The sequence below is a fragment of the Janibacter sp. CoH_79_TC_3 genome (genome assembly GCF_058197955.1).
The window spans coordinates 2,616-21,189 of record NZ_JBXWIV010000019.1; the positions used below are offsets into that span (position 1 = coordinate 2,616).

Consider the following 18,574-nt stretch of genomic DNA (forward strand, 5'->3'; position numbering starts at 1 on the left):
CTTATTTACTTATTTACTTATTTACTTATTTACTTATTTACTTATTTACTTATTTACTTATTTACTTATTTACTTATATCCTCAACTCAGCCTGTTGCTAGATCTTTTGTTTTTCATGTAGTAGCCAATCTATATTTTTAGGAAGCCGATCATGCCAGCCTAATCTTTTTTTATGCTAACAACGTTTGATTTTTACTCTACTGCCCATGAATAGATACTAACTGTCTTTTTGTAGGTTGACATACTAGGCACCTCTTTGTTGAAAAGTATACATAGGTGAGATATAAATCATTATTTATGAGTCGAACTATATTAGTTATCCACAGATACAAAATTATTTACAAAATGAAGCAGGGGTTTTCAAGTTTTTAGGGGTTTTTCTAAAGCTTTTACAGTCCTCTATAGACTTTGCTGCGTAAAGCCTATAGCTGGCAATTGTCGCCAACCATTTACATCATTGTCGCCAACCATTTACATCATTGTCGCCAACCATTTACATCATTGTCGCCAGTCACTTACTAATTGTCGAATATGTTGTAGATATTTCGACAATAGCTGCTAATATATTGAAATCTTTTAAGTAACTACCCGTAAATTATGGAAAATAAAAAAAATAATCAGGTTGTTAAGTCGAATCGATTGAATGAACACGTTCAGCTTCATGTATTGAGCTTGCCTGAAATCCGCTTAGTACAGCTGGCAGTCATTGATGCTAGGGAAACCAATACAGGCTTAACCTCTGACACGCCGCTGCGCATTTCCGGCTCACGGTATGCAGAGATGTTTAAAACTACCCTGCAAAACGCCTATCAGCTCATGCAGCAAGCGGAAGAGCAGTTGTTCGAGCGCAAGTTTAGTTATATTAATGATCAAGGGATCAGGGTAAAATCACGCTGGATATCACAAGTAAATTATCTGAAAGGTGAAGGTTCAATTGAGCTTATATTCTCGCCCGCCGTGGTCAAAGAAATCACCCGCTTAGATGGAAAGATAAATTTTTATACCGAATACACGCTTGAGCAGACCGCTCCATTAGAAAATGTATACTCGATAAGATTGTATGAAATCCTGATCCAGTGGCGAAGCAAGGGTCTTACGCCTGTTTGCGAGTACGAGCGTTTGAAAGGTCAGTTAGGGGTTGATGACGATAAATACAGATATAAGGATGGTAGGCACAAAAAAGGCGATTTTAAGGTCAAGGTGTTGCAAAAAGCGGTTGATGAAATTAATAGCCTAACTGATTTGACCGTTAAGTTTCAAAATGTGAAGAAGGGAACGAGTGTTTATGGCTACAAATTCAGTTTCCATATCCCTAAACCCATAGCCAAGTCCACAGTTCCTTCATGGCAAACCAAAGGGCTGAGCGTCAAGCAGATAGGTAAGATTGGCTATAATTCTGAAAGTGTGAAAGAATTCGTTGAGGCAAATAATACGCCTGATATGCTGAAGGCTGGCGGGGCAAGCTCAAACGCCACCTACGCCCAAGTGTTTGAAAGCTGGAAACCGCTACTTGGTGATAAAGACCAAGTTAATAAGTTTAAAAAAGTCCAAGAGTTCTTAGACCGACAGCCAAAAGCATCATGATTTTGATGTAAATGACTGGCGACAATTGAACTCAACTTTTCCTGATCTTACGCTCATTTTTTACTTAAAAACGGCTATTTTACTGCTTAAAAGACCATAATTAGCTCTTAAAGCGCCACTAGCATGATAGTCTTTTTTGATGTAAATGACTGGCGACAATTGAAATCGATTTTTCCTAATAATCCATTCCTGATAGCTTGACCCCTGCCGTCAAATCCGCATAAAAAAAACTTGGGAGATTTTAGTTACGCAGCTTGACGATAATAATCAAACCACACCTGTCTTGGAGATTTATAGCCTAGACTCTTTTGAATTCTCGTTTGGTTGTAATACAGCTCAATACAGCCAATGATATCGCTGATCGCTACAAACCTTGTCTTATAGTCTTGGTGGTACACCAATTCATTCTTTAATATACCCCAGAAGCTTTCTATCGGAGCGTTATCAAAGCAGTTGCCTTTACCACTCATCGAGCCTGTAAACTGATTCTGATTGATGATCTTGTGGTAGGCATGACTGCAATACTGGCTGCTGAGAGGATCAACAATCCCGGAGCGGTTCACTAAAGAGATAGAAGGTTAACTCTATAAATATTCAGATATTATCAAGGGTAGTTCAAGGATATGATTACAAAAAAACTTAGTGTTGAAAAAAAAGAAAGCAACTTAGAGTCATCACAACGGACTCAAGTAAGTCAGGAAGAAATAGCCAAGCGTCGCAATATCCAAAGGTTGGTTCTCGGCAGTATTGCCGTCGACAATAGCCCTATTAATCCAGACACTCGTTATATATTTAACTATTTCGTTGAAGGTAGAATTGCTACTATTGAAGAGGCAAAAGCCCAACTAATGGGATATTATTCACAAAATAAGGATGAATGATAGCAATAGTATTTAGCTAACTAAAAAATTGAAATCTACTCAATATAATTGCAATGCATATATAAAGTATCCTCCTTCGTAAACCTTTCTAATAAAGGGCGAGACTTATACATGGAATATTTTGGGAGTCGAGACCTGTTTAACATAAAAAGAGTGATATTATTTTCCATTTTACTTATTAAGAGTATGTTATATAAAATATGTTATGGGCAGTTTAACCAAAAAATATTTTATATGATATATATGAATGACTGAACTTCAGCACTCAGATAATCATGTTTGAATCTACAGATGACCTGGTAATCCCTCTAAAAAGTGCGACTATTCAGATAACGGTGATTATGGTAAAAAAATCGCCGAATATATTACTGGGGATAGCACACAGCTAGAGACGAAAGTCTTAAATAGGTTAAATTTTCTGCATAATACTAAACGCAGCTGGATTCAGTTCGTTCTATTTATCTTATTGATGCTTAGCTATTTACTTATATGCTATTTCCTATTATCATACATCAACTTGATGCCAATATATCGGAAATACTATGTTTTCATTACAGCCGTCGTTTGATACTACTTCAGATAAATTTATTGATGAAACTTCTGAGGTCGTTAGTGCTCTTGCTGCCATTCACCCCAGTCTTACAACTCAACTAGTTTACGAGGTGATTCTGGCTGCTAATGAAAAAACTCAACATGTTGGAACATCCTTTCCAACAAATGCTTTATTGGCGATGTGGCAGTTTCATATTTCAGGCTTTCTTAGAGAGAAATTATGTTCTTTTGGTTGGACCAAAGTTGATGGTAAGGGAGGAGTCGCATATGTAATATCGCCGTGTAAGGAGCATGCAATCCGTGTCTTTGCAGGTAATAAGTATGTAGGCTTAAGAGATGGAAGCGTAAGCAATAAATCGATTAAAGGTAGTACTCTTAAAGATGATATTTATCCTTTACTAAATTCTGATAAGGGAACGACCATTTGGACTTTAATTCATTACCGATTTGGTGAGTTAATGAGATTAGAGCTTTCACAGCCAAAATCATTTGCAAAAGGTAGGATTGATGATTGGAGTACGCGTATTAAACTTCCTGATATCAAATTCAACATTCCTACAACACCACGTATGAAAGATAAAGTAGAAGTAGGTGTAGTTCCTGTGAAGCGTAAGAAAAAAGCTTAATTACCTTAAGGCTAATATATGTTTAATCCAAATCGATTACAGTTTGCAATCGATAGGCGGGCTGTGAGCAAAGCCGAATTAGCAGAAAAGCTAAATATTACTCCTAGAACATTAACAAATTACCTAAATGGAAATACTGAGCCTAATTTAGTTGATCTTTCAAGGGTACTAAGCTTACCTATCGATTTTTTTAAAGGCAGTGATTTACCAATCATTGATGAACATAGCGTTAGTTTCAGATCTCGTTCTAGAATGACCAAAAAAGTCAAAGCCGAAGCTTTAACTTATGGCATAACCGGTTTTATGCTTAATGATTGGTTTGAAGAAGAGTTTGAGCTCGTTCAGTCAGAACTTCCTGATTTATCCCATTTATCTCCTGAAGAAGCGGCTAATACGCTCCGTTATGACTGGGGTTTAGGCGATAAACCTATTGGAAGCTTAATTGCTCTGTTAGAGTCGAAAGGTATACGTATTTTTTCGATTTTTGTAAAATCGGAATATATTGATGCTTTTAGCGTTTGGTATGATGACCAGCCTTTTATCTTTCTTAATAACCAAAAAACTATGGAGAGAAGTAGATTTGATGCATGTCACGAGTTAGGTCATTTGGTTAGAGATATTTACAGCATGAAAATGTCTGAAAGTTTCGGCAAATCGCTTGAGGAAGACTTAGATTCTAAAGCAGTTGAAAGATGTGCAGATGAGTTTGCGTCTGCGTTCTTGATGCCCGAAGTTGCATTAATGGAATATAAACATGTAAACCCTACTTTAAACAATCTTATTGAGCTGAAAAAAGTGTTCGGTGTATCTTTAGTAGCACTGGCATATAGAATGCATAAATTAGGGTTAATAAGCGAATGGATTTATACAAGAGTGCTTTGTCCAGCAATTGCAAAGTATAACTATCGAAAGTCAGAGCCTCATCCTATGGATAGAGAGACCTCTCAAGTACTCAATACGATAACCAGTGAACTAAATTCAGAAGGAATTAGTCTAGATGATATTGCTAAAAAAATTAATCTTAGAAAAGCTGATATAACTCCATTACTGTTTCAACTTGCTGATAGCACAAAGCCTTTTCATTTGTTCCAAGTTTTAAAATGAAGTGAGATTGTCAGTCAAGATTGATAGCCGCTTTCACTTTGGTTACTCTTAATTCAACGACTCATGCATACATATGGATGATTATTAAATCAAAAAATGAATACCCATGCGTATCAATAGCTTCATTATCCATGATAAGCACCCACCTATTTGATGCTGCACCCAAGCCTTTAAAGCATCATCATTAGTAAATTGGATTACAATACGACAGTCTTGAATTTTTTTATTGTATTAGATAGTATTTTTGTATAGCAATACTCATTTACTCATATGAGTAAATGAGTATTGTATTTTATTTTATGAAAATAATCTCAATACTGAACACAAAGAGTGACAGCAATTTATCAGATATGAATTTCATGGCTGCAAGACATATATGCTGCTCGTCAACAATGACCATTACCACGGCATCATAGCCACCACACGCTGGCCATTTATGTAATAGCACATAAGTAGCAATATAATTTCAGGTGGAAGAGTTAGCTCTTTGGTTGTCCCATTAAGATGTTCCGTTCGCGTAATACCGTCAGCATAAGCCTTACTTTTTTTGTCGTAAAATCCAAAATAAACACCAACTAAGCGAATATCGCTTAATAGTTTTCCATGCTTTTTATCCACTGCTTTACTTATGGCAAGCGTACCCTGTGGCTCATCAATCAAGATCATCATTGCAACAAATTGCATCACACGATCATGCAGCTTGACGGACTCCATCATCTCATTATAAAAAGCATATGCCTCAGCGCCGGTACAAAGTTTTTCAAACATAGTAAGCGCATGAGCTACCATTTCTGCAATAACGGAGTCGTTTTCTGTAAACTTTATAGCAATAGTATTTCTAGCAATCGGTAGCATTACAGATAGATAGCCATCATTGTCTACCACCACCCCACTATTCATGTAACGCCCTATATCGTCTTGAATATTCAATAATGCAGCTTTATGATTCTCAATAAACATTTAGTGTTACTCAGTAATCGTCCCAGTAATACTAAAAACCTCGTGTTTTTAGCTAATAATTACAGCCTGATTGTTACTTTGTTTTTCTAAGAGCGGCAAGGTTTTTCACTTATTCAGAGTTTTATAATCAGGTCGTAACTATCCAAAATAAACTGTCTCAGTAAACTATCAACTCTTATGTTCACTTTAAACGCGGGTATAGTCGTGTTTTCGATAGATTCAAAGTGTGCTTTTGCTTTGGTCTTATTGACGGTCTCTTTTAGTTCGTCATAAAGACCAAACTCATTGATTATGGCTTCCGTAACCTTTCTATTCATAAGCTCACGCAGTTTTGCCTCATTAAGTCCTAAATCATCTGAGAGCTGATGTATTTCATCGCTTTCAGCTTGAGCTTGATACTTAGTGATATAGTCTTTAAAAGTCGTATCGACCTCGACTTTCATTTTGCCACGCTGTACATCATTTAAAAATATATTGGCATACTTTTGCTCTGCTTGACTAAGCGATGGAAAGGCCTGATGCAGCTCATGTAGAGCCTTATCAGCACCTTCTAAGTCAATCAGTTCAAGGTATTTATCAAAACGTGCATTCAGGTAGTCGGTATCGATTCTATCAGTATTAATTTCCGTTAAGTAGCCTGAAATATCAAATGGAACGTCACCATCACCACCACCTGAACCTCCGCCTGAAAACAGCTCTTTATAGCGCATTGCGAGCACCAAGTAAGCCTGTTCGTCGAAATCTAAGCTGACATTGCTATCATCAAATTCGTAAGTTAGTTGATCTCATACAAAGCCCTATATTTCTGCAGTTTCTAGGTAGTCATTAAGTAGCTTGGCAAACTTAGCTTGACTCGCCTCATCAGTGGGTAGCGCTTCAAAGTTTTGTACACTAGCAATGACAAATACTTCTACTGTCTCTGCAAATACTCTATTCATCTCATTTAGATTTTTCTCAAGCTTATCTACAAAGAGCCCAAGAGGCTTATCACCAGAGTACAGTTTTATAGCTGCCGCGATATTACGCTCCATACTATGTGGCTTACGGTACGTAGTGGCATAATAAAATTAGACAGCTGCTAAGAGATTATACATGACAAATCCTTTGTAATTGATTAATCTAACTGGCTTATCGCCTAATCAATAAAAATTATTATATACCCAAACGTAATTTTAGATACTTTCATGTATGTATCTACTTATGTTTTCATATACTCATATACTTACGTAAAGCCCTTTTATCTCCATTTATTCCTCACCAGGTCTTTTGCTTTTCATGGGGTAGCTCACCTATGCTTATAGAGTGGTCAAACGTGCCAGCCAATCAAAACGCACAAAAAAAACCAGCATTCTAGATTTCTAAGAATACTGGCTTGTAGTCTTAATGGCTTTTGAATTTGGTACTTTTATTATTACCAATAGACTTAGGCCTTTATTGATATTGAATTTCAAAAATAAGGCCGCTTTGTCTAGCGAGGTAGCATTCCTATGTTTTTAATCTCTTTAAGCCAGTCAGGGAATTCTTCAAGCATATTTTCATACAGTTGCTCTTCGCTGATATCATGTAGCTTATCTAGCTCAAAGAAATCACAATTATCAACCAATCTTCCGTCCATATCATCTAGCTTCTTTAATATACCGTAATTATGGCCACCAATACCTACGAACTGCCAAAAAATCGGTAGCTTGGCGGCATCGGTAATAATTTTCGTGATGCCACGAGCGTCACTAACACCGCCGTCACTGATAAAGAGAATATAGACCGACACATCAAAACCGTCTTTTTTATCAAAAAGCGCCGTAAAACCACGTCACTTCTAGGGCGTAGATATCAGGCGTCAGCTAGTGTCGCTCAGCCTTAAAACAGCCTTGTCAACCAAACTCATTGAGGCCATAATCACTCTATGAAAACCCTCAAGTGTCGCATCAAAGACAAACATGCAAACCAGCTAAATAAATTGGCTGGCGCAGTTAACTTTGTGTGGAATTACGTTAATGATTTGAGTTTCAAACACTTGCAACGAACAGGCAAATTCTTTTCAGCTTATGATATTGCAACTTATGTAAAAGGCAGTGGTGAGTTTTTGAATTTGCACAGTCAAACTTTGCAAGCGATCACCGAAACCCATGCCAAATCTCGTAAACAATTCAAGAAAGCCAAACTAAATTGGCGTACCAACAACCCCAAAGCTAAGCGCAAGTCACTCGGTTGGATTCCGTTTAAAAAAACAGCAATCAAATACTTAGGTGTCAAAAAATCAGGAAAGAAAAGTCTTAAATCCACCATTCAATTCAGCCTTGCTAAAGGCAAAAAGCTGACCATCGACGTGTGGGATAGCTATAATCTAGCCCTTTACACCATTAATACCTGTGAGCTTGTGCAGGACAGTCGAGGTCTTTGGTATGCGTGCATCACCGTTAAAGAGTACCCAAAAATTGAGTGCGGTACAGGCGAAACTGGTATTGATTTGGGCTGCAAAGATTCAGCGACAACTAGCAATGGCGAGGTCTTAGCCACCAAATTGACCCATAAATACGCGCCAAAACTAGGGATTGCTCAAAGAGCTAAAAACAAAAAAAGAGTTAAGGCGATTCACGCCAAGATTAAAAACACCCGCCAAGACTTGATCCATAAGTTTACATCGAAACTTATCAAAGATAATAATGCGATCATAGTAGGTAAGCTTCACTCAAAATCATTCACCTCAAGCAAACTCGCCAAATCCGTCTATGACGCTGGTTGGTTTGAAATTAAGCGGCAACTGACCTATAAATGCGAGAACGCAGGTTGCTACTATGATGAGGTAAATGAAAGTTACACCACCCAAACTTGTTCGTGTTGTGGCTCACGCCAAAACAGTCCGAAAGGTAGAGCAGGTCTTGGAATCAGAGAATGGCTTTGCGAGTGCGGTGTCACTCATGACCGCGATATTAATGCGGCAAAAAACATTCTCGCGCTCGGGCTTGAGCGTCTAGCAGTAGGAATCCCCTCACTTTAGGGAGGGGAGGAGGTCAAAAAAATCAGTGACAGACTTTATCACGCTAGCCTCATTATTTACGCGTGATCCTAAATCCCATTCTCGCCAGCCACCATGAGCTTTTGTAATAAAATCCTCATAGTTATTAAGACCAATCTCACCTAAATACTGATCTTTTTTTACCAACAATCTAGCTGCTGATCGTCGTCGAAACTGACCGCTAAAGGCAGTATTCGGTTCACCACTTCTTGAACGTCACCCTCTCTATATTGCCTATTCATTGAACCGGTTGCGTCTGATACCAATGCCACCTTAGCAGTTAAGTTTTGCAGTTGGCGCTTCTCAAGCGACATAGTGGCTTTCTTAGCAAGGTTCACAAGCTTGGGTGCTTTATCTAGCATAATCTTTTCAAGAGACACCTTAGCGGCATTACTGCTTGTCTGTGCTGTACTATCCTCAACCTCGCCGCCGAAGTGCTCAACGATAAATGCAAGCCCACCATTAAAGCCTTGTGCCACATTTGATATGCGCCATACAACACCCTTACGATAAACTTGTATGAGCATGCTTGCTTGTTGCTCAGCAAAATCACTGCCCTAGTAGACCGCCCTTGCCTTTTCTTGTTGCTGCCAAATACCAACTTCTAATGACAGGATTTGTTTTAGCGGTGTATCAGCTGATAAACAGCAGCCAAGCTGCTCATAAGACCGATATAAGGTAAGTAAAAGGATGATAGGTATGATTGTTGATCCTAAAACACTTCCAATAGTAGTAATAGCTACCATCATGCCAGCGTCATGCTCTTCCTCACTCTCATATCAAAAACTGTGTGATTAATGTTATGCACGTTGAGCCAAGCATGAGCCCTACCCCATATAATAAACCGACACCTTAGCAGCAATAATTGAATTGTCTGTGCTATAAAGCATTACGGCTAGTAGTGGTATCTGCACGATACAAGCAATCGCATGAGATGTGGCTGCCAGTGATAATACATGACCGTCTTTGAGTAATGCTTGCTTGGAAGTTTTAATAGATTGTGACAGCTTGCCACCGTACAAATAGGCAGCTGCTATCGCTATCAACACCATAGCTAAGATAACGCCGGTGATTGATATCGACGATCCTATGTAGGTAGCTGATATTCAGATCGCATATATTTCTATCTTATTGGCCACCGCATCGGGTAAATATACGGCATCATTGCTTGATAGAAAATATGGATAGGTGTTTGTAACAACCTCATTGAATATGGCAATATCAAAACTCTGCCAATCAATCTCACAATCAGTAGGTTGCTTGGTTAACAACTAATAAAAGACACATAATGTATCTACCACCATAAGTGAGCGTTGTTCGTTTAAAAGGCTTATTGATTTGCTGTCTTTCATAATAGTCATGGTGATAATCCTTTGTGGTTGATTGTACTAATTGGCTTTGTGCCTAACCATTAATAAATATGTCAGCATATCCAAACATAACTTTAAATACTTATTTATACGTATTTACTCATATAATTATTTACTCATGTACTTATATATTCATCTGCTTATATGCTCATGTACTTATATGCTCGTATCCTTACATGCTCAAACCGACCTAACGCGTTACCAGGTCTTTTGCTTTTCATGTGGTAGCCAATCCATGCTCTTAGGGTAGCGCGTACAAAAAAGCCATGTCCTAAATGACACGGCTTTATCTTGATAACTACCACTGCTTATTAAGCGGCTATATCGTCACTATAATTGCAGGTCATCTCCAGTGCTATCTCACTGGTGTACTTATCGTTCACTGAGTAAATACCACTCAGTAAGCATAAATGCTCGCCATCTTTAAAAATCAATACCACATATATAGTGCTATCAGCCCAATCGGTCAAAGTAGCTAACTCGTTTTTTATCTGTAATGTTTGAAGATATGCGCTTAACACCCAGCTCTTCACGAATGGCTTTTTTGCTCTAGTAAATAAAATCCATTAAACCACTATCGCACATACTATTGAATGACTTGATGCAAAAAACCACATTAATGTGTATATAAGCATAGACTGGCCACCACTCATATCTGCTTCATCAATATTATTGAGGCGCGCATAATTGCTAATCGCTGCTTCAATACTAATATACCACTCGCTTGATGGTAATTTGGCTTCAGCAGCCGACATTACATTATTGTTGGAAGTGGTTAGAGTACTACTGTAACTCTCGCGTAAACTATACTTATATCATCATATACTTATAGAGTTATTGTCTATCTCATTTTACATGTAACCGGAGCTTTTTTCATGGGTAACTTACCTATGCGCCTAGAGAATTTTCGCTCACAGAAAAGACTACATCGTTACTCACATGACCTATCAATTTACCACAAAGCTACTTAGTTATTGATTATGATAATCAATAAATTCTTGCACTAGCGGTTCTGTAATGTCGTGAAAAATTTTTATTTAAGTAGCCTATCAATTGCCAACCACCTAAGCTAGTCTGCTTGATATTCCAACAGTAATAGCAGGTTCAATCTCGTTAAAGATATCAATGTTTGTGTCAACGCCAACTGCCTTGCGAAGTTTAACGGCAAAATCTTCTAGGGGTGCACTTATGAATCTTAACCGGCCTCTAGTGATGGGCTTATCGTTAGTATCAATATCTGTACCATCAACAAATTCAAAAACATCAGACTCAGAAAGGTTCATTGAGTTTAGACTTTATAAAATGATTGGGTTTTTGATGATAACAATGTGAAAATAGCTTTAATTATTTATGGTAGGTTGTAGTGACTGACTTATCGCATGATCAATAAAACCATTATATTATAACCAAACGTAATATTCAGGATTATGTCACACTTATACACTTATACACTTATACACTTATACACTTATACACTTATACACTTATACACTTATACACTTATACACTTATATTTTCATTAATCAGCGCTGTTCTACAAGTCGCCAGGTCTTTGCTTTCTTGGGGTAGCTCACCTATGCTTGTAGAGTAGCTAAACGTGCCAGCCACAAAAAAACTGAACCCGCCTGAGATTGTCTGAGACTCAAAATTCTGAGAGAATGCGACAATGAAAACACTAAATTACATAAGTTATGCTGAAGAAACCGTAGAGGTAAGCTTGGTAAACTAAGCGTATTAATCGGATTTTATCATGACCAAGAAAGTAATAAGCTACAGTGACGAATTTGAAGCTGAAGCCGTCAAGAAGATAGCTGAAAATAATGCCAATGTCTCAGCGACCGAAAAACAGCTCAGTATTGCTATGTAGACCCTATCTAACTGGCAGAACAAAGCAAATGAAGGCAAACTTATCGGCACTAAGCAGTATGACTCTGAACTCATGGCTATACTGAAGAGAATAAACGCCATAAACGTAATCTCAAAGTTTCCCAGGAAGAGCGAGATATTCTAAATGAGGAGGGATAAAGCGAAGCACTGCTTCGCACCGACGTAAGGCAAGATCTATGCTCACAGTTTGACTAGAATCCAAAAAGGGTTTGGGCTATAAAACACCAAGAAAGATGTGGTTTGACTTTTATCGTCAGGCTACGTAACTAAAATCTCCCAAGTTTAACTGTAGGGATTTGACTGCAGAGGTCAGAAAGAGGAGGAGGCTTTTATTCGTGGGAACCGGATGTTTCGGCAAAAATGAATGAAGAACGGGAACAGACACTGATTTATTTCCTAAAAAATGACTTGAAGGCAGGAATATAAAAATGAATACTTATTTTTCTGAATTGAAAAATAAAACCGTAGTGATTACAGGAAGCAGCAAAGGCATTGGTAAAAACATTGCGCTTACTTTTGCGAAACTAGAAGCCAATGTGGTGATCTTTGGAAGAGACGAAGCGACTCTTAGCTCAGTTTTAAAAGAAATGCACAAGTACAACCCGAATTGCATCGCAGTCTCTGGTGATTTAAGCGATATTTCTGAAGTACGGAATCTGATCGAAAAGGCAGCTTCCCACTTTGGCACCATCGATGTACTGGTTAATAACGCTGGTATTAATATTGCCAAACCGGCAATGGAAGTGACAGAAGAGGATTGGGACACGGTACTCGACTTGAATCTAAAAACAGCATTTTTTGCAAGTCAGGCAGCCGCTAAATATATGCTTAAACAAAACAACGGTTGCATTATCAATATCTCTTCTCAAATGGCATTTGTGGGTTATGTAAAGCGTGCAGCGTATTGTTCAAGTAAAGGAGGTCTAGTTCAGCTAACAAAAGCTTTAGCTGTAGAATGGGCAAAGCAGGGTATACGCGTTAATGCTGTGGCACCGACATTCATAGAAACTGAGCTGACAGAAAAAATGTTTATAGATGAAGCGTTTAAAAAAGATGTCGATAGTAGAATCTTACTGGATGGTCTATCGCAGCCGGAAGACATTTCAGGTGCGGTGTTATATTTGGCATCGAATCTTGCTAATTTTGTAACCGGCGAAACCATCAAGGTTGATGGTGGTTGGACAGCTATATAAGCTGACTCAAATAACCAAAGAGATGCATTGAGCATGTCATTCTGCATGAGCTGTGTCATATTGCCGAGTATAACCATAGTAAAGACTTTTGGCCATTACTAAGGCAGGTGATGCCTAGTAGGAAAGAAGTGAAGGCCAGGCTTGATGATATGGCAGAGCCATATTTAAATGAGTAAGGTGAATGAAGAAAGTAGCCTAAACCCTTCATTCCCTATATTCATAGAGTATTAAGGCAACCTATTTATGATTTTATTCATAGTCTCTATTAAAAATAACTGATAGCTCATCAGCAGCTTTCCGCATGATAGGTACATACTCTAACAACTCTTCTAAAGACTTTCTTACAGTAGGACCATGGGTGAATACGGTGGCGAATGCTTGATGTTCATTATTGGGAATTAGTACGGCACACGCTACCATACCTGGAATGAACTCTTCATTATCTATGCCTACTTTGGTATCTCGAGTTTTAGCGATCGTTTGCATGAGCTGCTTTTTATTTGTTTGGGTATTGGTTGTCAGTGCATGTATCGACATCTTATCGATAATACGTTCACATTTATCATTCGATAACTGTGCTAAAAGTAGCTTACCACTTGCACTGGCCCAAATTGGCACATGAGTTCCAACTGGTAAGTATATTTGAAGCGGCCATTCAGATAAAACACGATCTACATAAACCACGTCTAAATCTTGCATAATCGCGATACCTACTGTTTCTCCTATTTGCGCTGAAAGCTGCTGTAATATGGCTAGCCTTTCGGTTTTAAAATGGCTGTTTTGCCATAAGTTCATAGCTAACTTATATGTTCGTTTCCCGCATGCTACTTTCCCATGTAAATCTAAATAGACGAATCCTAGATTTTGTAGTTGATCCAACAGTCTATACATACTCGGTATAGGCACCTCTAAAGTTTCTGCTAGATCGCTAACACTCATAGGTCTTTGTGAGCTGGCTAAGACTTCTACTATTTGTAAAACGCGCTCAACACTTGAGCCTTTCTTTTTAGTATCACTCACGGCTTCTTAGCTCCCTAACGATATGACATGAAATAACTCTAATCATTATAACGATAATATTTATGCGTTTGAGGCTTGTTATTATAAAATTATTCTGTTATTTTTATATATCGATAGAATATTTATCGTTATGTATTTTTATCAAATGGATTTGGTATAGCACAAGGAGTGCATATGATAAGTTTATTACCCATTTTTCTTTCTCTAGGGTTGTTGATGTATTTGGCCTACCGTGGTCATAGCGTCATTTTGTTAGCGCCTTTGCTAGCAATGCTTGCTGTGCTTTTAAGTGGTGAAGCTAATACGATGCTTGGCGTTTATACCCAAGTATTTATGAAGGGTTTAGGTGGATACATCATCAGCTTCTTCCCGCTTTTTCTACTAGGCGCCATATTTGGTAAGTTGATGGATGATTCGGGATCCGCACTTAGCATATCGGAGTCATTAGTTACCAAGCTCGGTAAGAAGCAGGCTGTTTTATCTATCGTCATGGCCTGTGCGATTTTAACGTACGGCGGTGTGTCATTGTTTGTAGTGGGCTTTGCTGTATACCCAATCGCTGCTGCTTTATTCCGCGAATTAAATATCCCTAAAAGACTCATACCTGGTGCAATCGCATTAGGTGCTTTGACATTCACAATGACAGCTTTACCAGGTACGCCGGCCATCCAAAATGCTATTCCAATGCCATTTTTCAAAACTGACTCATTTGCAGCGCCTGGACTTGGTGCTATCGGTGGCTTGATTATGCTAGTGGGCGGAATGATATGGCTTAACTATCGTACTAGTAAGGCTTTTAATGCAGGAGAGGGCTATGGTCAACATCATAATGACAAGTTAGCAGTAGTCGATCATAGCTCTAAGCCTTCCTTATTTGTAGCGCTATTACCAATTATATTGGTCATATTAATCAACTTTATTTGTACCAAATGGTTATTACCTAGTATGGATAACAGTTATTTAGCAAGTGAGGAATTTGGTGCTGTTCCACTAGCTAAAGTCCTCGGTATTTGGGCTATTGTCATAGCTTTAGTAATATCTTGTGGATCGATGATATTGCTGAATTGGAAACGCTGGAAAAATCTAAAAGAATCACTTAGCGAGGGTGCCCTTGGTTCATTACTGCCTATTTTTAACACGGCATCTGAAGTAGGTTATGGTTCGGTTATCGCTACTCTGACAGGATTTATCATTGTAAAAGAATTCCTATTAGGATTATCTCCAGGTAATCCTCTGATTTCGGAAGCTGTTTTCGTAAACGTTATGGCCGGTATTACTGGCTCTGCATCTGGCGGATTAAGTATTGCTCTCAATACCATGGGAGATAATTATCTTCAGTTAGCATCTCAATTTGGTATTAATCCTGAGTTAATGCATCGTGTCGCTTCTATAGCGTCAGGTGGCTTAGATGCTCTTCCTCATAATGGTGCAGTTATAACTTTACTTGTAATTTGTCAGCTCACTCACAGAGAGTCTTATAAAGATATTTTTGTGGTAGCTGTTGCAGTACCTGTGCTTGCACTCATAGCAGTAATTACCTTAGGTACATTAATGGGCTCTTTCTAGCACAGTAGTAAACACATAGTGATTAACACAAGGATAGGTAAATATGTCACATAGTATTCTTCTACCAAGAATAATGGAGGTCGGCCGCGATGCGTGTCAAAAGCTACCGACTATATTAGATAGCTTGGGTATAAAAAAGCCTCTCATCATTACGGACGACATGATGGTGAAACTGGGCTATGTAGATAAAATACAAGCCATTTTAAATGACGTTCAAATCACTGCTGATGTGTTCTCGGATACGGTGCCAGAGCCTACTGAAAGCTCTATCGAGGCAGGAGTAAGACAGGTACAAGATCAAGATTATGACGGGTTAATTGCCTTAGGTGGAGGAAGCCCTATCGATAGTGCAAAAGCGATGTCAATTTTAGGTAAGTTTGGCGGTGTTATTAGCGACTATAAGTTTCCTCGTCAGGTAAATGAAGCTGGTTTACCTATTATTGCAATACCTACTACTGCCGGAACAGGCTCAGAAGCCACTCGATTCACTATCATTACTGATGAAAAAAATAACGAAAAGCTATTGTGTGTTGGTATGGGGTTCATGCCAATAGCTGCCATTATTGATTATAGTCTTACTATGAGTGTGCCACCTCGAACCACTGCTGATACTGGCGTTGATGCAATGACTCATGCTATTGAGGCTTATGTCAGCCAAAAGCGTAATGCATATAGCGATCAACAAGCTTTAGCAGCACTACGTTTAATTGGGCCAAATCTACAAAAAGCCTATCATGACGGGGAAGACGAAGCTGCCCGTGAAGCAATGATGTTAGGTTCTACGCTAGCAGGGATTGCGTTCTGTAATTCATCAGTGGCATTAGTGCATGGAATGAGCCGACCAATCGGAGCGTTTTTTCACGTACCACATGGTTTATCCAATGCGATGTTATTGCCAACTATTACGGAGTTTGGCATATCAAGTATGCCTGACCGCTATGCAGACTGTGCTCGTGCTTTAGGGGTTGCTGAATTTAGCGACACAGATGCTCAAGCTAATATAAATTTGGTTGCTTACCTCAAAAAGCTGAATACTGAACTTAAAGTTCCCACATTAGCAGAATTTGGTGTTCAAAGAGCTGACTTTGATGAACTGATAAAGACTATGTGTGAACAGGCATTTGCCTCAGGATCGCCTAACAATAATCCTCGAATCCCTAGCTTAGAAGAGATGATTCAACTTTATACATTGTTATGGGCAGAAAGCAGTTCAGATGATGTTTCGACAAGCTAATAAAGTTAAGTTTTACTTTTAATCTACTTATAAATTGAATGCTACAAAAGGAATATATATCATGCAAACTATCGGACATTTTATTAACGGTCAGGCAATTAATGATGAGAGCCAAACACAACCTATTTACAACCCCTCTACTGGCGAAGTAAGTAAACAGGTTGCTTTAGGTGGTACTAAAACTATTGATGAAGCAGTCATCGCTGCAAAAGCTGCCTTTCCTGCATGGCGTAAAACCCCACCGATGAAACGCGCTAGAGTCATGTTTAAGTTCAAAGAACTCTTAGAAAAAAACGCTGATGAAATTTGTCGATTAATCGGTGAAGAGCATGGAAAGATTTCACATGATGCTGCAGGTGAACTACAACGTGGGATTGAAAACGTTGAATATGCTTGTGGGGCGCCAGAGCTGCTAAAAGGCGAACATAGTCGTAATGCGGGTCCAGATATAGATTCTTGGAGTGAGTTTCATCCACTAGGAGTAGTAGCTGGGATCACCCCGTTCAACTTTCCTGTGATGGTTCCCCTTTGGATGTTTCCTATGGCTATCGTCTGTGGAAATACTTTTATTTTAAAGCCATCTGAGCGTGATCCAAGCGCGTCAATGTTTATTGCAAAACTTCTAAAAGAAGCAGGATTACCGGATGGTGTACTCAATGTCGTGAATGGGGGTAAAGAAGCCGTTGATGCTCTTTTGCATCATCCAGATGTTGAAGCCATAAGCTTTGTAGGTTCCACGCCAATTGCAGAATATATTTACACCACAGCCACAGCACAAGGTAAAAGATGCCAAGCTCTCGGCGGTGCAAAAAATCATGCCATTGTGATGCCAGATGCTGACTTAGATAATGTTGTCACCTCACTGCTAGGCGCCGCTTTTGGCTCGTCAGGTGAGCGTTGTATGGCTTTGTCTGTTGCAGTAGCAGTAGGTGATGATATTGCTGATAAAATGGTCGAGGCATTGCAGCCCGCGATACATAAACTAAAACTAGGTGCTTATTCGGACAAAGAAAACGATTTTGGCCCTGTTATTACTCAAGCCCATAAGACTAAAATTTTAGAACATATCAAAGATGCTGCAAATCAAGGGGCAAATGTGATAATTGATGGTTCTAATGCAGCACCAGCAGGTAATGAAAAGGGGTTCTTTGTTGGTCCTACTCTGATAGACAATGTTACAAAAGAAATGAATAGTTATGAGGCGGAGATTTTTGGTCCAGTACTTCAGATTATGCGTGTGCAGACTATGGAAGAAGCGATAGAACTTATAAATGAACATGAATATGGTAATGGCACGTGTATTTATACCCGAGATGGGGAAGCTGCTCGTTATTTCGTTGATAATATTCAGGTTGGCATGGTTGGTGTAAATATTCCTTTACCAGTACCAGTAGCGTCGCAAAGCTTTGGAGGATGGAAGCGTTCATTGTTTGGAGATCTGTTTATGTACGGACCAGATGGTGTAAGGTTTTTCACTCGCCGAAAAACTATAACTCAACGTTGGCCTAGTGCAGCAACAAGAGAAGATAAGCAGTTTTCTATGCCAACTTTAGACTAAAATCTGTATTTTCTCGGTGATTT

Annotated in this window: 18 protein-coding genes and 3 pseudogenes; 11 read left to right on the forward strand and 10 right to left on the reverse strand. The window is 38.8% G+C overall.

The window, feature by feature from the left end; genetic code table 11:
• The first annotated feature begins 597 nt into the window (after positions 1 to 597).
• Positions 598 to 1,584, forward strand: coding sequence for a RepB family plasmid replication initiator protein (locus tag AC2FA3_RS12600; protein ID WP_490509865.1), 987 nt, complete (start codon positions 598 to 600; stop codon positions 1,582 to 1,584).
• A gap of 245 nt (positions 1,585 to 1,829) precedes the next feature.
• On the opposite strand, the pseudogene AC2FA3_RS12605 reads toward AC2FA3_RS12600, so the two are convergent.
• Positions 1,830 to 2,114, reverse strand: a pseudogene (locus AC2FA3_RS12605) (IS3 family transposase); the annotation flags it as partial.
• A gap of 93 nt (positions 2,115 to 2,207) precedes the next feature.
• Between AC2FA3_RS12605 and AC2FA3_RS12610 the strand changes: the two are divergent.
• The 3 genes from AC2FA3_RS12610 (at position 2,208) to AC2FA3_RS12620 (ending at position 4,747) form a co-directional block, all read left to right on the forward strand.
• Positions 2,208 to 2,465: a hypothetical protein gene (locus AC2FA3_RS12610; protein WP_490509866.1), complete on the forward strand. Its 258-nt coding sequence runs from the start codon at positions 2,208 to 2,210 to the stop codon at positions 2,463 to 2,465.
• A 542-nt stretch (positions 2,466 to 3,007) separates the two neighbouring features.
• Positions 3,008 to 3,643 carry a hypothetical protein gene (locus AC2FA3_RS12615; RefSeq protein ID WP_490509867.1) on the forward strand — a complete coding sequence of 212 codons (636 nt, stop codon included), beginning with the start codon at positions 3,008 to 3,010 and terminating at the stop codon, positions 3,641 to 3,643.
• Between the two features lie 18 nt (positions 3,644 to 3,661).
• Positions 3,662 to 4,747 (forward strand): ImmA/IrrE family metallo-endopeptidase, encoded by a 1,086-nt coding sequence (locus AC2FA3_RS12620; protein WP_490509868.1) that lies wholly within the window; start codon positions 3,662 to 3,664, stop codon positions 4,745 to 4,747.
• A gap of 399 nt (positions 4,748 to 5,146) precedes the next feature.
• On the opposite strand, the gene AC2FA3_RS12625 is transcribed toward AC2FA3_RS12620, so the two are convergent.
• The 4 genes and pseudogenes from AC2FA3_RS12625 to AC2FA3_RS12640 all read right to left on the reverse strand — a co-directional run bounded on the left by AC2FA3_RS12625 (position 5,147) and on the right by AC2FA3_RS12640 (position 7,475).
• On the reverse strand, positions 5,147 to 5,707 hold the full coding sequence (locus AC2FA3_RS12625; RefSeq protein WP_490509869.1) for a hypothetical protein: 561 nt from the start codon (positions 5,705 to 5,707) through the stop codon (positions 5,147 to 5,149).
• A 113-nt stretch (positions 5,708 to 5,820) separates the two neighbouring features.
• Positions 5,821 to 6,465 (reverse strand): annotated as a pseudogene (locus tag AC2FA3_RS12630) (type I restriction endonuclease subunit R, EcoR124 family); the annotation flags it as partial.
• Between the two features lie 39 nt (positions 6,466 to 6,504).
• Entirely contained in the window at positions 6,505 to 6,738 is a 234-nt protein-coding gene (locus tag AC2FA3_RS12635) for a hypothetical protein (RefSeq protein ID WP_490509870.1), read from the reverse strand.
• Between the two features lie 437 nt (positions 6,739 to 7,175).
• A complete protein-coding gene (locus AC2FA3_RS12640) occupies positions 7,176 to 7,475 on the reverse strand; it encodes a VWA domain-containing protein (RefSeq protein ID WP_490509871.1) in 300 nt (99 codons plus the stop codon).
• Positions 7,476 to 7,610: 135 nt separating this feature from the next.
• On the opposite strand from AC2FA3_RS12640, the gene AC2FA3_RS12645 reads away from it, so the two are divergent.
• A complete protein-coding gene (locus AC2FA3_RS12645; protein ID WP_490509872.1) occupies positions 7,611 to 8,705 on the forward strand; it encodes an RNA-guided endonuclease InsQ/TnpB family protein in 1,095 nt (364 codons plus the stop codon).
• Between the two features lie 158 nt (positions 8,706 to 8,863).
• Here the strand turns inward: AC2FA3_RS12645 and AC2FA3_RS12650 are convergent, their stop codons facing one another.
• The 4 genes from AC2FA3_RS12650 to AC2FA3_RS12665 all read right to left on the reverse strand — a co-directional run bounded on the left by AC2FA3_RS12650 (position 8,864) and on the right by AC2FA3_RS12665 (position 11,376).
• Positions 8,864 to 9,250 (reverse strand): VWA domain-containing protein, encoded by a 387-nt coding sequence (locus AC2FA3_RS12650; RefSeq protein WP_490509873.1) that lies wholly within the window; start codon positions 9,248 to 9,250, stop codon positions 8,864 to 8,866.
• 300 nt (positions 9,251 to 9,550) lie between these two features.
• Positions 9,551 to 9,775 carry a hypothetical protein gene (locus AC2FA3_RS12655; protein WP_490509874.1) on the reverse strand — a complete coding sequence of 75 codons (225 nt, stop codon included), beginning with the start codon at positions 9,773 to 9,775 and terminating at the stop codon, positions 9,551 to 9,553.
• 629 nt (positions 9,776 to 10,404) lie between these two features.
• Complete coding sequence (locus AC2FA3_RS12660) at positions 10,405 to 10,563, reverse strand: hypothetical protein (protein WP_490509875.1); 159 nt, start codon at positions 10,561 to 10,563, stop codon at positions 10,405 to 10,407.
• A gap of 594 nt (positions 10,564 to 11,157) precedes the next feature.
• Positions 11,158 to 11,376 carry a hypothetical protein gene (locus tag AC2FA3_RS12665; protein WP_490509876.1) on the reverse strand — a complete coding sequence of 73 codons (219 nt, stop codon included), beginning with the start codon at positions 11,374 to 11,376 and terminating at the stop codon, positions 11,158 to 11,160.
• 467 nt (positions 11,377 to 11,843) lie between these two features.
• Here AC2FA3_RS12665 and AC2FA3_RS12670 point away from each other — a divergent pair.
• The 3 genes and pseudogenes from AC2FA3_RS12670 to AC2FA3_RS12680 all read left to right on the forward strand — a co-directional run.
• A pseudogene (locus AC2FA3_RS12670) lies at positions 11,844 to 12,109 on the forward strand (transposase); the annotation flags it as partial.
• A 299-nt stretch (positions 12,110 to 12,408) separates the two neighbouring features.
• Complete coding sequence (locus AC2FA3_RS12675; RefSeq protein ID WP_490509877.1) at positions 12,409 to 13,173, forward strand: SDR family NAD(P)-dependent oxidoreductase; 765 nt, start codon at positions 12,409 to 12,411, stop codon at positions 13,171 to 13,173.
• Between the two features lie 26 nt (positions 13,174 to 13,199).
• On the forward strand, positions 13,200 to 13,349 hold the full coding sequence (locus tag AC2FA3_RS12680) for a M48 metallopeptidase family protein (RefSeq protein ID WP_490509902.1): 150 nt from the start codon (positions 13,200 to 13,202) through the stop codon (positions 13,347 to 13,349).
• A gap of 73 nt (positions 13,350 to 13,422) precedes the next feature.
• Here the strand turns inward: AC2FA3_RS12680 and AC2FA3_RS12685 are convergent, their stop codons facing one another.
• Positions 13,423 to 14,193 carry an IclR family transcriptional regulator gene (locus AC2FA3_RS12685; protein ID WP_490509878.1) on the reverse strand — a complete coding sequence of 257 codons (771 nt, stop codon included), beginning with the start codon at positions 14,191 to 14,193 and terminating at the stop codon, positions 13,423 to 13,425.
• A 174-nt stretch (positions 14,194 to 14,367) separates the two neighbouring features.
• Here AC2FA3_RS12685 and AC2FA3_RS12690 point away from each other — a divergent pair, with 174 nt between their 5' ends.
• The 3 genes from AC2FA3_RS12690 (at position 14,368) to AC2FA3_RS12700 (ending at position 18,551) form a co-directional block, all read left to right on the forward strand.
• A complete protein-coding gene (locus tag AC2FA3_RS12690) occupies positions 14,368 to 15,759 on the forward strand; it encodes a GntP family permease (RefSeq protein ID WP_490509879.1) in 1,392 nt (463 codons plus the stop codon).
• Between the two features lie 43 nt (positions 15,760 to 15,802).
• A complete protein-coding gene (locus tag AC2FA3_RS12695; protein WP_490509881.1) occupies positions 15,803 to 16,993 on the forward strand; it encodes an iron-containing alcohol dehydrogenase in 1,191 nt (396 codons plus the stop codon).
• A gap of 61 nt (positions 16,994 to 17,054) precedes the next feature.
• Positions 17,055 to 18,551: a CoA-acylating methylmalonate-semialdehyde dehydrogenase gene (locus AC2FA3_RS12700; RefSeq protein WP_490509882.1), complete on the forward strand. Its 1,497-nt coding sequence runs from the start codon at positions 17,055 to 17,057 to the stop codon at positions 18,549 to 18,551.
• Positions 18,552 to 18,574 lie beyond the last annotated feature (23 nt).

Coding starts and splice junctions, on each gene's coding strand:
- AC2FA3_RS12600 (WP_490509865.1), top strand. CDS start 598: ATGGAAAATAAAAAAAATAATCAGGTTGTTAAGTCGAATCGATTGAAT.
- AC2FA3_RS12610 (WP_490509866.1), top strand. CDS start 2,208: ATGATTACAAAAAAACTTAGTGTTGAAAAAAAAGAAAGCAACTTAGAG.
- AC2FA3_RS12615 (WP_490509867.1), top strand. CDS start 3,008: ATGTTTTCATTACAGCCGTCGTTTGATACTACTTCAGATAAATTTATT.
- AC2FA3_RS12620 (WP_490509868.1), top strand. CDS start 3,662: ATGTTTAATCCAAATCGATTACAGTTTGCAATCGATAGGCGGGCTGTG.
- AC2FA3_RS12625 (WP_490509869.1), bottom strand. CDS start 5,707: ATGTTTATTGAGAATCATAAAGCTGCATTATTGAATATTCAAGACGAT.
- AC2FA3_RS12635 (WP_490509870.1), bottom strand. CDS start 6,738: ATGGAGCGTAATATCGCGGCAGCTATAAAACTGTACTCTGGTGATAAG.
- AC2FA3_RS12645 (WP_490509872.1), top strand. CDS start 7,611: ATGAAAACCCTCAAGTGTCGCATCAAAGACAAACATGCAAACCAGCTA.
- AC2FA3_RS12650 (WP_490509873.1), bottom strand. CDS start 9,250: ATGCTCATACAAGTTTATCGTAAGGGTGTTGTATGGCGCATATCAAAT.
- AC2FA3_RS12655 (WP_490509874.1), bottom strand. CDS start 9,775: ATGGTGTTGATAGCGATAGCAGCTGCCTATTTGTACGGTGGCAAGCTG.
- AC2FA3_RS12665 (WP_490509876.1), bottom strand. CDS start 11,376: ATGAACCTTTCTGAGTCTGATGTTTTTGAATTTGTTGATGGTACAGAT.
- AC2FA3_RS12675 (WP_490509877.1), top strand. CDS start 12,409: ATGAATACTTATTTTTCTGAATTGAAAAATAAAACCGTAGTGATTACA.
- AC2FA3_RS12690 (WP_490509879.1), top strand. CDS start 14,368: ATGATAAGTTTATTACCCATTTTTCTTTCTCTAGGGTTGTTGATGTAT.
- AC2FA3_RS12695 (WP_490509881.1), top strand. CDS start 15,803: ATGTCACATAGTATTCTTCTACCAAGAATAATGGAGGTCGGCCGCGAT.
- AC2FA3_RS12700 (WP_490509882.1), top strand. CDS start 17,055: ATGCAAACTATCGGACATTTTATTAACGGTCAGGCAATTAATGATGAG.